The following is a 14,211-nucleotide window of genomic DNA, read 5'->3' as shown; positions in this document are numbered from 1 at the left end:
TGCCCGTCCCGCCCCTCACTAGCCCCACCGTTGACAACTAGAACACGTTCCACCGATGCTGAGACCCCGTCACAGCACCGTCCAGGGAGGGAACGTGACCCAGGCGCCTCCGCCGGCCGACATGAGGATGCGGCGCTCGAGCAGGGACCCGAGCACCCTGCCGAGCCGGCTGGCCGCGTGGCTGGCGACGGTCCTCCCGGACGGCGCGGACCCGGTCGTCACGCTCCACAGCGGCATCGACGCCAACGGCATGAGCTCGGAGACGATCGTCCTCGACGTCGACTGGACCGAGGGCGGGGAGAGCCGGCACGGGGAGTACGTCGCCCGGGTGGCTCCGGCCGCCGAGGACCTGCCGGTCTTCGCGAACTACGCCCTCCAGGACCAGTACGACGCCATGCGGCTCGTCGGGGAGCTGACCGACGTCCCCGTGCCGGCCGTGCGCTGGATGGAGCCGACCGGGGACGTGCTCGGGACGCCGTTCTTCCTCATGGACCGGGTCGAGGGTGTCGTGCCGCAGGACGTGCTGCCCTACAACTTCGGCGACAACTGGCTGCACGACGCGAGCCACGGGGACCAGCGGCGGCTCCAGGACAACAGCGTCGCGGTGCTGGCCAGGCTGCACGCCATCCCGGACGCCGAGCGGACCTTCGCGTTCCTCGCACCTCACCACGAGGGCGCCACCCTGCTGGAGCGCAACGTCGCGCGCACGCGGGCCTGGTACGACTTCGCCGTCGCCGACATCGGCCGCTCCGCGACCGTCGAGCGCGCGCTCGCCTGGCTCGAGGCCAACACCCCGCAGACCGACGAGGCCGTGCTCGCCTGGGGCGACGCGCGGATCGGCAACATGATGTACCGCGACTTCGCGCCGGTCGCCGTCCTCGACTGGGAGATGGCCGCGATCGGCCCGCGCGAGCTCGACGTGTCGTGGATCGTGTTCGCGCACCGGGTGTTCGAGGCGATCGCCGGGATGCTCGAGCTGCCGGGCATGCCGCACTTCCTGCGCGAGGAGGACATCAGGGCGGAGTACGAGCGGATCGCCGGCGTCGAGCTCGGCGACCTGCACTGGTACCACGTCTACAACGGCGTCCAGTGGGCGATCGTCTTCATGCGCACCGGCGCCCGGCAGATCCACTTCGGCGAGATCGAGCGGCCCGACGACATCGAGTCGCTCTTCCACCACAAGCCGCTGCTCGACCGGCTGCTCGAGGAGGCGGGCGCGTGAGCGACATCATCGCGCTCGACGAGTTCCCGCTGCACCAGGCGCCGCTCCCGCTGGCCTACGCCGACAGCAGCGACCGCAACTTCTACGACCGCTACTACTTCAACGCCCACGACCGCACCGGCGACATCATGGTGGTCACCGGCCTGGGCTACTACCCCAACCTCGGCACCAAGGACGCGTTCGTCCTCGTCGCCCGCGACGGCCGGCAGACCGCCGTACACCTCTCGGACCTGATGGACCAGGACCGGATGAGCCCGCGGGTCGGCAGCTACCGGATCGAGGTCCCCGACCCGCTGCGCCGGCTGCGGATCGTGATGGAGGAGACCGAGGGCGTGGCCGTCGACCTCACCTGGGACGGCACCTGCGAGGTCGTGCAGGAGCAGCCCCATGTGCTGCGCAGCGGCAGCCGGGTGACCCTCGACGCGCAGCGGTTCGCGCAGCTCGGCACCTGGAGCGGCACCATCGTCATCGACGGCGAGGAGATCGCCGTCGACCCGGACGTCTGGCTCGGCAGCCGCGACCGCTCCTGGGGGATCCGCCCCGTCGGGGAGGCGGAGCCCCCAGGAGCGCCCTCGGACCCGCCGTTCGAGGGGATGTGGTGGCTCTACGTCCCCCTGCAGTTCGAGGAGTACGCCGTCGTCGTCATCGTCCAGGAGAGCCCGGACGGCTTCCGGACCCTCAACGACTGCACGCGCGTCTGGAACGACGGGCGGGTCGAGCAGCTCGGCTGGCCGGTCATCGACGTGCACTACCGGTCCGGCACCCGCACGCCGGCCGGCGCGACCATCCGGTGCGCGACGCCCGTGGGCACGCCGGTCGTCCTGGAGGTCGAGTCGCGGCTCGCCGTACCCCTCCACGTCGGCGGCGGCTACGGCGGCGACCCGGACTGGATCCACGGCATGTGGAAGGGCGAGGGCTTCGCCGAGCGGGTCACCTACGACCTGGCCGACGACGCGGTGCAGGGCCGCTTCATGTTCGGCTGCGTCGACCATGTCGGCCGCGCCCTCTGCCACGAGGAGGGGGTCGACGCCCAGGAGGGCTTCGGCCTCTTCGAGCACTTCTGCATCGGCCGGCACGATCCCTCCGGCTTCACCGACTTCTTCACCCTCGCCCCGTGACACCCGTCGACACCCAGGAGATCCCATGACCCTCGACCGCGACGCCTTCTTCATCGACGGCGACTGGGCCGCCCCCGCCACCGGCGACCTCATCGAGGTCGTCTCGCCGCACACCGAGCAGGTCGTCGCGACCGTGCCGGAGGGCAGCACCGCCGACATCGACGCCGCCGTCGCCGCGGCCCGCAACGCCTTCGACCACGGCCCGTGGCCGAGGATGTCGCCGGAGGAGCGGATCGAGGTCGTGCAGGGCTTCTCGAACCTGTACGCCGGCCGGCTCGGCGAGATGGCCGAGCTGATCTCGACCGAGATGGGCGCCCCGGTGTCGTTCTCGAACCTCGCCCAGGCGCCCGCGCCGTGGATGCAGATCGAGGCGTTCCTCGGCATCGCCCGCGCGTATCCGTGGGAGGAGACCCGCGCCGGCGTGCTCGGCTCCGACGTCGTCGTACGCCGCGAGCCGGTCGGCGTGGTCGCGGCGATCCCGCCGTGGAACGTCCCGCAGTTCACGATCATGTCCAAGCTGGTCCCGGCGCTGCTGGCCGGCTGCACGATCGTGGTCAAGCCGGCGCCGGAGACCCCGCTCGACACCTACCTGATGGCCGAGCTGCTCCAGGAGGCCGGCGTGCCGGCCGGTGTCGTCAACATCGTGGCCGCAGGCCGCGAAGTCGGCGAGCACCTGGTCGCGCACCCCGGCGTCGACAAGGTCGCGTTCACCGGCTCGACCGCCGCGGGCCGCAGGATCGCCGCGGTGTGCGGCGAGCAGCTCAAGCGCGTCTCGCTCGAGCTCGGCGGCAAGTCCGCCGCGATCGTGCTCGACGACGCCGACCTGGCCGCGACCATGGAGGGCCTGAAGTTCACCGCGCTGATGAACTCCGGCCAGGCCTGCGTCGCGCAGACCCGCATCCTCGCCTCGCGCGCCAACTACGCCACCGTGGTCGACGCGCTGGCCGAGACGGTGGGCGCGATGCAGGTCGGCGACCCGATGGACCCGGCCACCGAGATCGGCCCGATGGTCGCGCAGCGGCAGCAGGAGCGCGTCGAGAAGTACATCGCGCTCGGCCAGGAGGAGGGCGCCCGCGTCGTCCTCGGCGGCAACGGCATGCCCGACGGCCTCTCCTCGGGCTGGTACGTCCGTCCGACCGTCTTCGCCGACGTCGACAACCGGATGCGGATCGCGCAGGAGGAGATCTTCGGCCCCGTGCTGTCGGTCATCGCGTTCGACGACGTCGACGACGCGGTCCGGATCGCCAACGACTCCGAGTACGGCCTGGCCGGCACCGTGTGGACCGGTGACGTCGACGCCGGGCTCGACGTCGCGCGCCGGGTGCGCACGGGCACGTACGGCGTCAACACCTACACGATGGACTTCGCGGCGCCGTTCGGCGGCTTCAAGAGCTCGGGCGTCGGCCGCGAGTTCGGCCCCGAGGGCCTGGCCCACTACACGGAGCTGAAATCCATCTACAAGCCGTAGCGGTTACTCTCGGGTACATGAGCGCCCAGAACCCCACCCCGTCCGGTGGCCCGGTCGTCGACGGGCCGCACGACCCCGAGCACGACCCGCGTGCGTCGTACGCGCTGGAGCCGGAGTACACCGCCGCGCTGACCGCGCGGCTGGTGGCGACCACCGGGCGGACGGCGGAGGTGCGCTCTCCGCTGGACGACGCGCCGCTGGCGCACGTCCCGCAATCGAGCGAGGAGGACGTCGCCGCGGCGTTCGCCCGCGCCCGCAAGGCCCAGCTCGCCTGGTCGCGCACGCCGCTCGACCGGCGCGCGGCGGCGCTGCTGCGGCTGCACGACCTGATCCTGGACCGCCAGGACGAGATCATCGACCTGATCCAGCTGGAGTCCGGCAAGGCGCGCAAGCACGCCTTCGACGAGCCGCTGCACGTCGCGCTCACCGCCCGCTACTACGGGCGTACGGCGCACCGGCACCTCGACACCCAGCGCAAGATCGGCGTGGTGCCCGGTCTGACCCGGGTCGAGGTCAACCGGGTCCCCAAGGGCGTCGTCGGCATCATCTCGCCGTGGAACTACCCGTTCACGATGGCGCTCTGCGACGGCCTCCCGGCGCTGCTCGCCGGCAACGCGGTCGTCGCCAAGCCCGACGCGCAGACCATGCTGAGCGCGCTGCTCGCCAAGGAGCTGCTGGAGGAGGCCGGCTTCCCGAGCGACCTCTGGCAGGTCGTCGCCGGCCCCGGCCCCGAGATCGGCGGGGCCATCGTCGCGCGCGCCGACTACGTCTGCTTCACCGGCTCCACCGCCACCGGCCGGGTCATCGCGAAGGGCTGCGCCGACCGGCTGATCGGCTGCTCGCTCGAGCTGGGCGGCAAGAACCCACTGCTGGTGCTGCGCGACGCCGACCTGGAGAAGGCGGCCGAGGGCGCCGTACGCGCGTCCTTCTCCAACTCCGGCCAGCTCTGCGTCTCGATGGAGCGGATCTTCGTCGCCGACCAGGTCTACGACCGGTTCGTCGAGCGGTTCGTGGCCCGCACCGAGGCGATGACGCTGGGCGCGACCATGGACTGGGGCAACGACATGGGCCCGCTGATCTCGCAGGCGCAGCTCGACACCGTCACCGCCCACGTCGAGGACGCCGTCGCCAAGGGCGCCCGCGTGCTCACCGGCGGCCGGGCCCGCCCCGACCTCGGCCCGTACTTCTTCGAGCCGACGATCCTCGAGGGCGTCAGCCCCGACATGACCTGCTTCGGCAAGGAGACCTTCGGCCCGGTCGTCTCGCTCTACCGGTTCCACGACGAGGCCGACGCGATCGCCCGCGCGAACGACGGGCAGTACGGCCTCAACGCCGCCATCTACTCCCAGGACGGCGCCCGCGCCCGCGCGATCGCGCAGTTCGTCAAGTGCGGCACCGTCAACATCAACGAGGCGTTCGCCGCCACGTTCGCCAGCCTGGACGCCCCGATGGGCGGCATGCGCGAGTCCGGCATGGGCCGCCGCCAGGGCGGCGAGGGCATCTGGCGCTACACCGAGACCCAGTCGGTCGCGACCCAGCGGCTGATCCGGTTCGCGCCGCAGTTCGGCATGTCCGAGCAGGCCTACGCGAAGGTGATGAACGCCAACCTGCGGCTGATGAGGAAGCTGGGCCGAGCGTGACGGTCTCGACCGGCTCGACCACCGGGACGGACTACGACGTCCTGGTCGTCGGGTCCGGCTTCGGCGGGTCGGTCACCGCACTGCGGCTGACCGAGAAGGGCTACCGGGTCGGCGTGCTCGAGGCGGGCGCTCGGTTCGAGGACGACGACCTGCCGGAGACCTCGTTCGAGACCACGAAGTACCTCTTCCGCCCCGAGATCGGCTGCTACGGCATCCAGCGCATCGACGCGCTCGCCGACTGCCTGATCGTCTCGGGAGCGGGCGTCGGCGGCGGGTCGCTGGTCTACGCGAACACGCTCTACGAGCCGCTGCCGGCGTTCTACGCCGACTCGCAGTGGAGCCACATCACCGACTGGCGCGACGAGCTGGCGCCGTACTACGACCAGGCGAAGCGGATGCTCGGCGTGGTCGAGAACCCGCTGCGCACGCCGTCGGACGAGGTGATGGAGAAGGTCGCCGCCGAGATGGGCGTGGGCGACACCTTCCACCCGACCCCGGTCGGCGTCTTCTTCGGCGGCCCGGGAGCGGGCCTGGGCCAGACCGTCGACGACCCGTACTTCGGCGGCGCCGGCCCGGACCGGCGTACCTGCATCGCCTGCGGCTCCTGCATGACCGGCTGCCGCCACAACGCCAAGAACACCCTGGTCAAGAACTACCTCTACCTCGCCGAGCGGAACGGCGCGAAGGTGCTGCCGCTGACCACGGTGACCCGGGTGCGGCCGCGCGAGGGCGGTGGGTACGACGTGCACGTCCGCTACACGAAGGCGAAGGTCGACCGGGCGATCTCGCGGCGGGTGCTCACCGCCGAGCAGGTGGTGTTCGCGGCGTCCGCGCTCGGCACCCAGCGGCTGCTGCACCGGATGCGCGACGAGGGCCACCTGCCGCGGCTCTCGGCGCGGCTCGGCCACCTCTCGCGCACGAACTCGGAGTCGATCGGCGGCGCGATCGCGCCGGACGCCACGGTCGACTACAGCCAGGGCATCGCGATCACGTCGAGCTTCCACCCCGACGAGAGCACCCACATCGAGCCGGTGCGCTACGGCCCGGGCAGCAACCTGATGTCGCTGCTGCAGTCGGTGCTCACCGACGGCGACGGCGACGAGCCGCGGTGGCGGACCTGGCTGCGCGAGATGTGGCGGCAGCGCCGCGAGGTCGCGAACCTCTACGACATGAGGCACTGGTCGGAGCGCACGGTCATCGCGCTGGTGATGCAGAGCCTGGACAACTCGATCACGACGTACACGAAGCGGATCCCGGGCACGAAGCGGCGCTACCTGACGTCGAGGCAGGGCCACGGCGTCCCCAACCCGACCTGGATCCCGGCCGGCAACGAGGCGATCCGGAGGATGGCCGAGATCATGGGCGGCTTCCCGGGCAGCGCGATCGGCGACGCCTTCAACCGGCCACTCACCGCGCACTTCCTGGGCGGCTGCCCGATCGGCGACTCCGCCGAGACCGGCGTGGTCGACCCCTACCAGCGCGTCTACGGCCACCCCGGCCTGCACGTCGCCGACGGCTCGGCGATCACCGCCAACCTGGGCGTGAACCCGTCGCTCACGATCACCGCCCAGGCCGAGCGCGCCATGTCGCTCTGGCCGAACCGGGGCGAGGCCGACCCCCGGCCGGAGCTGGGGGCGGCGTACCGCCGGATCTCGCCGGTCGCGCCCGCCGCCCCGGTCGTCCCCGACGACGCCCCGGGGGCGCTGCGGCTGCCGATCGTCGGCGTCGGCTGACGTCTGGAGCCTCCGGACGGAGGGTTTCGAAACTCCCGGGAACTGGCGCGCCGGACCCCGTAACCGCCGTCTGGACGGGTCGTTGAGACGAGCGGACCCGGTCAACAAGCTCCCTCCCACCGCCGGGTCCCCTGTCCAGGCTCTGTCCAGCAGATGCGTGGACGGTCAGGGCCCGGCCATCCCTCCCTCCCCGGCCGGGCCCTGATGCGTTTCCCCTGTTGCACGCCGGGTCGTCCGCCTGAGGGCGGTGCATACGGCCGCCAGAGGCGGACGACCCGCTCAGCCCCGATAGGCTCGGCCCATGAGTCAGGCGGCGGAGCACGATCTGGTCCTGGTGGTCGACTTCGGGGCCCAGTACGCCCAGCTGATCGCCCGGCGCGTGCGCGAGGCGCGGGTCTACTCCGAGATCGTGCCGCACACGACGGCGGTCGCGGAGATGCTGGCCCGCAAGCCCCGGGCGATCGTGCTGTCCGGTGGCCCGTCGTCGGTCTACGAGGAGGGCGCGCCGAGCATCGACCCGGCGATCTTCACGAGCGGTACGCCGGTGTTCGGCATGTGCTACGGCTTCCAGCTGATGGCGCGCGGACTGGGCGGCGAGGTCGCGCACACCGGCTCCCGGGAGTACGGCCGGACGGCCGTCGAGGTCACCGACCCGGGCACCCTGCTGGCCGACATCCCGGCGCAGCACACGGTCTGGATGTCGCACGGCGACTCGGTGACCGCGGCGCCGGCCGGGTTCGCCGTGCTGGCGTCGACGGAGAAGACCCCCGTGGCGGCGTTCGAGGACGTCGACCGCGGCCTCGCCGGCGTGCAGTGGCACCCCGAGGTGCTGCACACCGAGCACGGCCAGCGGGTGCTCGAGCACTTCCTCGTCCAGATCGCGCACTGCCGCCAGACCTGGACCATGGTCAACATCGTCGAGGAGCAGATCGAGGCGATCCGCGCCCAGATCGGCGACCGCGGCCGGGCCATCTGCGGCCTCTCCGGCGGCGTCGACTCCGCGGTCGCCGCCGCGATCGTGCAGCGCGCGATCGGCGACCGGCTGACCTGCGTGTACGTCGACCACGGCCTGATGCGCCAGGGCGAGACCGAGCAGGTCGAGCGCGACTTCGTGGCCGCCACCGGCGTGGACCTCAAGGTCGTCGACGCCGAGAAGCGGTTCCTCGACGCGCTCGCCGGCGTCTGCGACCCGGAGGAGAAGCGCAAGGTCATCGGCCGCGAGTTCATCCGCGTGTTCGAGGCCGCCGAGGCGGAGATCCTGGGGGACTCGGTGAACCAGGATGGCGACAAGGTCGCGTTCCTCGTGCAGGGCACGCTCTACCCCGACGTCGTCGAGTCCGGTGGGGGAGCGGGCACCTCCAACATCAAGTCCCACCACAACGTCGGTGGCCTGCCCGACGACCTCGAGTTCGAGCTGGCGGAGCCGCTGCGCACGCTGTTCAAGGACGAGGTCCGTCTCGTGGGTGAGCAGCTCGGCCTGCCGGCCGAGATCGTGTGGCGACACCCGTTCCCCGGCCCCGGCCTCGGCATCCGGATCATCGGCGAGGTCACCCGCGAGCGGCTCGACATCCTGCGCGAGGCCGACGCGATCGCCCGCGAGGAGCTGACCCGCGCCGGGCTGGACCGCGACATCTGGCAGTTCCCGGTCGTGCTGCTGGCCGACGTACGCTCCGTCGGCGTCCAGGGCGACGGCCGCACCTACGGCCACCCGGTCGTGCTGCGGCCGGTGACGTCCGAGGACGCGATGACCGCGGACTGGGCGCGGCTGCCCTACGACGTCCTGGAGCGGATCTCGACCCGGATCACCAACGAGGTGCGCGAGGTCAACCGGGTCACCGTCGACATCACCTCGAAGCCGCCCGGCACCATCGAGTGGGAGTGACGCCTCGGTATGCTCCTGTCATACCGAGGAGGTCGGCATGGCGGTGAAGAAGGTGGCGGTGACGCTGCCGGAGGAGCTGTACGAACTGGTCGAGCAGGCCCGGGCGATCGAGCATCGCACGCGCTCGGAGGTGATCCAGGAGGCACTGCGCACCCACTTCGGGGAGCCGGTCTACATGCCGACCGAGGACGAGCGCCGCGCGTTGGTCGAGGCGCTCGATGCCCTCCACGAGGAGCCCGACCCCTCGAGGTCCTGGGCCGAGGTGCGGCGGGAGCTGTGGCCGGACGCGTGACCGTCCGGCTCGGTCGCCTTGCCATCCGGGATCTGGAGCGCGCTCGGGAGTACTACGGGCACGACGACGGGCTGAGTGCCGGCCTCCTCGCCGATCTCGACCGCGTGATCGAGCGGATGCAGGCGTTCCCGAACGGCGCGCCACCGGTCGAGGGCTTCCCGGGGGTACGCCGGGCGCGCATGCGCCGCTTCCCGTACGGGGTCTTCTACCGGGTCCTCGGGCCCGACTCCATCGAGGTGCTGCGGATCGTCCACGCCGCTCGTGAGCGCCAGACGCCGAGCCTCTCCCGCCACGTACCGAGTGATCCACCGGTCTTGCGGATTTCTTGCGCGAAATCGTGAACAGCGAGCCGATCCGGCCGGTAGTGTTCCTCTCGAACCGCCGGGGACCCGAGACCCCGGCGGTTCCTCCATGTCCGGGGTGGGGTACTCACCACGCACGCATGCTCGGATCATTTGCGACACTGCCCCGTGTGAGCCCCCGGACGTCGCCCGCCGCGGTCGCGGTCGAGAGCCGGCTGTTCCACGCGCTCGCGGTGCTGCGCGCCGTGCTGATCGCCAACACGGTCGCGCTCACGCTCTACCGCTACGACAACTTCGAGCGCCCGGCCGTCGGCGTCGCCTGCCTCGTGGTCATGGTGCTGTGGACCGGCTTCGCGGTCTGGGTGTACGCCGAGCCACGGCGTCGTACGCCGCCGCTGCTGGTCGCGGACCTGGCGATCGCCCTGGGGATGCTGCTGGCCAGCCCGGTCGTCAAGGGCGAGGGGTTCAGCGCGAGCCTGCCGGGCTTCTGGGTGATGGGCGCCCTCATCGCCTGGTCGGTCCACTGGCGGCTGGTCGGTGGGCTCGCGGCCGGAGCGACGCTCGCCGCCGCCGACCTGGTGGTGCGCCAGGACCTCGGCCAGTCCGACTACGGCAACGCGTTCCTGCTGGTGATCGGCGGCCCGATCGTCGGCTTCATGTGCGGGTCGCTCCAGCGGATGGCGACCGAGCGCGACGAGGCCGAGCGGTCGGCGGCGGTGGCGGCCGAGCGCGCCCGGCTGGCCCGCGCCGTCCACGACGGCGTGCTGCAGGTGCTCGCGCTGGTGCAGCGGCGCGGCGGCGAGCTGGGCTCGGTGGCCGGCGAGCAGGAGCGCCGGCTGCGGGCGCTGATCCGCGCGCAGGACGACCTGACCCCGATGGCGCAGGGCACCGTCGACCTGGTGGCCGAGCTGACCGCTCTCGAACGGCGCCCGGGGGTCACCGTCTCGACGCCGGGCGCCCCGGTCGAGCTGCCGGCGGGTACGGCGCACGAGCTGGTCGCGGCGGTCGGCGCCTGCCTCGACAACGTCCGCGCCCACGTGGGCGAGGGCGCCCCGGCCTGGGTGCTGCTGCAGGCGTTCCCCGACCGGGTCGAGCTGTCGGTCCGCGACGACGGGCCCGGCATCCCCGCCGGGCGGCTGGAGGAGGCGGCGGCGCAGGGCCGGCTGGGCGTCGCCGAGTCGATCCGCGGGCGGATCGCCGAGCTCGGCGGCACCGCCGACCTGGCGACGGGATCGTTCGGCACCGAGTGGGAGCTCGTCGTACCCCTGGGGTCGACCCTGTGACCAGGGTGATGGTGGTCGACGACCACCCGATGTGGCGCGACGCGGTCGAGCGCGACCTGCTCGAGGCCGGGCTGGACGTCGTGGCGGTCGCCGCCGACGGCCGCGAGGCGATGGCGCGGTTCCCGGCCGCGCGGCCCGACGTGGTGCTGCTGGACCTCCAGATCCCGGAGCCGGACGGCGTCGCGGTGACCGCCGCGATCGCCCAGCGCGCGCCGGAGACGCGCGTGCTGATCCTCTCCGCCTCGGGCGAGCAGGCCGACGTGCTGGCGGCGGTGAAGGCGGGCGCGACCGGCTACCTGGTGAAGTCGGCCTCGCGCGAGGAGCTGCTGGACGCCGTACGCCGGGTGGCCGGCGGCGAGCCGGTCTTCACGCCGGGGCTGGCGGGGCTGGTGCTCGGCGAGTTCCAGCGCGATCCCGAGCAGTCGCCCCTGACCGAGCGCGAGACCGAGGTGCTGAAGCTGGTCGCGAAGGGGCTGTCCTACCGGCAGATCGCCGAGCGGCTCGTGCTGTCGCACCGCACCGTGCAGAACCATGTGCAGAACACGCTGGGCAAGCTGCAGATGCACAACCGGGTCGAGCTCACCCGCTACGCCATCGAGCAGGGTCTCGACGGCGACTAGCGATGGCGGCGCGGGCGGCGTTCATCCCGCACGCGCCGTGGACGCCGCCGCCCGGATGGGCGGACGCCGAGCCGAGGAAGAGACCGCGCACGGGAGTCTCGGCGCGGCCCAGGCCGGGCACCGGGCGGAGGACCAGCTGTTGGCGCAGTCGGGCGGTGCCGCCGTTGACGGCGCCGCCGAGGAGGTTCGCGTCGCGGGCCTCGAGCTCGCTCGGGCCGAGCACCCGGCGGGCGAGGACCCGGTCGCCGAAGCCCGGCGCGATCTCCTCCAGTCGCGCCTGCATCCGGTCGGCGAACCGCTCGCACGCCGATGCGTCCCAGGTGCCGCCCTGCGGCACGTGGGTGTAGGCCCACATCGACTCCGTGCCCGCGGGGGAGCGGGTCGGGTCGGTGGTGGTCATCTGGCCGGTGAGCAGGAATGGCCGCCCCGGCACCCGGCCCACCCTCACGTCGCTCAGCGCACCGGCCAGCTCGTCGACCGAGTCGGCGACGTGGACCGTGCCGGCGGCGTACGGCGGCTCGATCCGCCAGGGGACCGGACCGCCGAGCGCCCAGTCGACCTTGACCGTCCCCGGGTCGAGCTCGAAGCGGCGCATCCCGCGGCGCACCCGCCCGGGCACGGCCTCCGGCGGCAGCAGCCGGTCGTAGAGCGCTGGCGCCGAGACGTCGGCGACGACGGCGTGCCGGGCGGCGTACCGCTCGCCGGTCGCGGTGCGGACCGCCCGCGCCCGCCTGCCGGTCACCTCGATCGCGGTCACCTCCTGGCCGGTCAGGATCTCGGCGCCGCCGAGGCGGAGCCGCCGGCCCAGCGCCCGGGCGAGCTCGCCGGCGCCGCCCCGCGGGACGGGGAAGCCGACCGTCTGCCCGAGCATCGTCAGGATCAGGGCCATCAGCCCGGACCCGGGGTCGTCGAGCGGGATGTCGGCATGCCCGGCGTTGCCGCAGAGCAGCAGCCGCGGCCCGGCGCCGCCGAACCGCCGCCGCGCGAGGTCGGCCGCGGGGGCGAGCAGGTCGCGGATGACGCCCACGCCGCCGGCAGCCGGCAGCCGGCGCAGCCCCTCGAGCCCCGCGCGCACCGGCGGGAACGGCGAGGTCAGCCCGTCCAGCAGCGCCGGCCCGATCGCGTCCCACTGCGCGCAGAGCGCGAGCCAGGCGTCGCCGTCGCCGGGGTGCTGTGCGTCCATCAGGGCTGCGGTGACCTCGCGGTCGCGGTGCTGGACCGCCCAGGTGTCCGAGCCGGGCAGGAAGTGACCGAGCACGGCGGGGGCGTGCACCCAGGCGAGCCCGTGCCGCTCCAGCTCGAAGTCGCGCACCCAGGTGGAGGCCGCCGCGAGCGGGTAGAACGCGCTGAACGTGTCGTGCACGAAGCCCGGATGCACCTCGCGGTCGCTCGCGACCGCACCGCCGATCTGCGGTTGTGCCTCCACGACGAGCACGGACCAGCCGGCGTCCATCAGGCGGTTGGCCGCGACCAGGCCATTGGGTCCGGCGCCGACGACGACGGCGTCGCGACTCGGGCTCACCCGGTCAGTGTGCCAGCGGCGCGATCACGTCCTGCGCGAACCGCTCCAGTCCATCGACCTTCTGCTCCACGGTGCAGTCCAGGCCGTGGTAGTACGCCCACGGCATCGTCCAGCAGTCGGTGACGCCGCCGGCCTCGGCGCGCTCGAAGTGCTCGGGCAGGAAGGCGTCGCTGAGCGCGGTGTAGACCGAGAAGTCGCCCTCGGCGCCGAGCTCGCGGCGTACCTCCGCGAGCCGGGTGGCGTGGGCGATCGCCTCGTCGATCGCGTAGATGTCGCCGACCCAGCCGTCGTGGCGGGCGGCGCGGCGGAACGCGATCTCGGAGAGGCCGCCGACGACGACCGGGATCCGCTCGGTCGGCGTCGGCTCCATGACCAGCCGCGGCGCGGAGTAGAACTCGCCCTCGAACTCGGTCCAGCCGGGCTGCCACAGCTCGGCCATCAGCGCGAGCGCCTCGTCGGTGCGCTTGCCGCGGGTGGTGAAGTCCTCGCCGAGCAGCTCGAACTCCTCCCGGCACCAGCCGATGCCGACGCCGAGGCTGACCCGGTTGCCCGACAGCACCGCCGCCGTACCGACGCTCTTCGCGACCTGGAACGGGCTGCGGATCGCCGGCACGTACACGCTGGTGAGGAACCGCAGCCGCGTGGTCACCGCCGCGAGCGCGCCGATGAGCACCCACGGGTCGGGCCATGGCGCGTCGTGGCCCCAGCGGCGGCCGCCGTCGGCGGTGTAGGGGTACGGCGTCGCCAGCTCCTCGAGGTCGACCACATGGTCGGGCACGGCCATCGAGTGGTAGCCGAGCTCGTCGGCCGCGCGGGCGAGGACGGGCAGGTGGTCGACCGGCTGGAAGGCGGTGCTGATCGAGAAGCGCACGGCGCCACCCTAGCCGTCGACTAGAACGCGTTCTATCAAGAGTCGACCCGAAGGGGTGCGCCGCCCCCACGCCATCGGGACTACCTCGTGAACAGGCTGTAGCCGCCAGGGCCGACCGCGAAGCCGACGATGATCAGCACGATGCCCCAGAGCCACGCGCCCTTGACCAGCTGGACGATGCCGGCGATCACGAGGATCACGGCAAGGACCCACAGCAGGAATGCCATGTCGACGTACCTCCCTCTCGGTGTCGAGGGA

Annotated in this window: 13 protein-coding genes; 10 read left to right on the top strand and 3 right to left on the bottom strand. The window is 72.6% G+C overall.

The window, feature by feature from the left end:
• Positions 1-94: 94 nt before the first annotated feature.
• The 10 genes from ACYVKX_RS08540 (at position 95) to ACYVKX_RS08495 (ending at position 11,560) form a co-directional block, all read left to right on the top strand.
• On the top strand, positions 95-1,222 hold the full coding sequence (locus ACYVKX_RS08540; RefSeq protein ID WP_460830723.1) for a phosphotransferase family protein: 1,128 nt from the start codon (positions 95-97) through the stop codon (positions 1,220-1,222).
• Positions 1,219-2,340: a hypothetical protein gene (locus ACYVKX_RS08535; protein WP_460830720.1), complete on the top strand. Its 1,122-nt coding sequence runs from the start codon at positions 1,219-1,221 to the stop codon at positions 2,338-2,340. Before ACYVKX_RS08540 ends, ACYVKX_RS08535 begins: the two co-directional genes overlap by 4 nt.
• Positions 2,341-2,365: 25 nt before the next feature.
• Positions 2,366-3,808 carry an aldehyde dehydrogenase gene (locus ACYVKX_RS08530; RefSeq protein ID WP_460830715.1) on the top strand — a complete coding sequence of 481 codons (1,443 nt, stop codon included), beginning with the start codon at positions 2,366-2,368 and terminating at the stop codon, positions 3,806-3,808.
• 17 nt (positions 3,809-3,825) lie between these two features.
• Positions 3,826-5,448 carry a succinic semialdehyde dehydrogenase gene (locus tag ACYVKX_RS08525; protein ID WP_460830713.1) on the top strand — a complete coding sequence of 541 codons (1,623 nt, stop codon included), beginning with the start codon at positions 3,826-3,828 and terminating at the stop codon, positions 5,446-5,448.
• On the top strand, positions 5,445-7,181 hold the full coding sequence (locus tag ACYVKX_RS08520) for a GMC oxidoreductase (RefSeq protein WP_460830711.1): 1,737 nt from the start codon (positions 5,445-5,447) through the stop codon (positions 7,179-7,181). The genes ACYVKX_RS08525 and ACYVKX_RS08520 overlap by 4 nt, the downstream gene beginning before the upstream one ends.
• Before the next feature lie 301 nt (positions 7,182-7,482).
• Complete coding sequence (guaA, locus tag ACYVKX_RS08515; protein ID WP_460830707.1) at positions 7,483-9,063, top strand: glutamine-hydrolyzing GMP synthase; 1,581 nt, start codon at positions 7,483-7,485, stop codon at positions 9,061-9,063.
• A 37-nt stretch (positions 9,064-9,100) separates the two neighbouring features.
• Positions 9,101-9,355: a ribbon-helix-helix protein, CopG family gene (locus tag ACYVKX_RS08510; protein ID WP_460830705.1), complete on the top strand. Its 255-nt coding sequence runs from the start codon at positions 9,101-9,103 to the stop codon at positions 9,353-9,355.
• Entirely contained in the window at positions 9,352-9,696 is a 345-nt protein-coding gene (locus tag ACYVKX_RS08505) for a type II toxin-antitoxin system RelE/ParE family toxin (protein ID WP_460830701.1), read from the top strand. Before ACYVKX_RS08510 ends, ACYVKX_RS08505 begins: the two co-directional genes overlap by 4 nt.
• 131 nt (positions 9,697-9,827) lie before the next feature.
• A complete protein-coding gene (gene macS / locus ACYVKX_RS08500; protein ID WP_460830697.1) occupies positions 9,828-10,940 on the top strand; it encodes a MacS family sensor histidine kinase in 1,113 nt (370 codons plus the stop codon).
• A gap of 8 nt (positions 10,941-10,948) precedes the next feature.
• Positions 10,949-11,560: a response regulator gene (locus ACYVKX_RS08495; RefSeq protein WP_460830986.1), complete on the top strand. Its 612-nt coding sequence runs from the start codon at positions 10,949-10,951 to the stop codon at positions 11,558-11,560.
• Here ACYVKX_RS08495 and ACYVKX_RS08490 read toward each other — a convergent pair.
• From ACYVKX_RS08490 to ACYVKX_RS08480, 3 genes are all read right to left on the bottom strand, one after another.
• Entirely contained in the window at positions 11,520-13,082 is a 1,563-nt protein-coding gene (locus ACYVKX_RS08490) for a phytoene desaturase family protein (RefSeq protein ID WP_460830695.1), read from the bottom strand. The genes ACYVKX_RS08495 and ACYVKX_RS08490 overlap by 41 nt on opposite strands.
• Before the next feature lie 4 nt (positions 13,083-13,086).
• Positions 13,087-13,953, bottom strand: a complete 867-nt coding sequence (locus tag ACYVKX_RS08485; protein ID WP_460830691.1) for a TIGR03619 family F420-dependent LLM class oxidoreductase — start codon at positions 13,951-13,953, stop codon at positions 13,087-13,089.
• Between the two features lie 80 nt (positions 13,954-14,033).
• Positions 14,034-14,180 carry a GPGG-motif small membrane protein gene (locus tag ACYVKX_RS08480; protein ID WP_460830687.1) on the bottom strand — a complete coding sequence of 49 codons (147 nt, stop codon included), beginning with the start codon at positions 14,178-14,180 and terminating at the stop codon, positions 14,034-14,036.
• Between the last annotated feature and the right edge of the window lie 31 nt (positions 14,181-14,211).

This window comes from Nocardioides hungaricus (assembly GCF_054782915.1).
The sequence above is the reverse complement of the archived record's forward strand: the minus strand, read 5'-3'. Positions and strand labels throughout refer to the sequence as shown.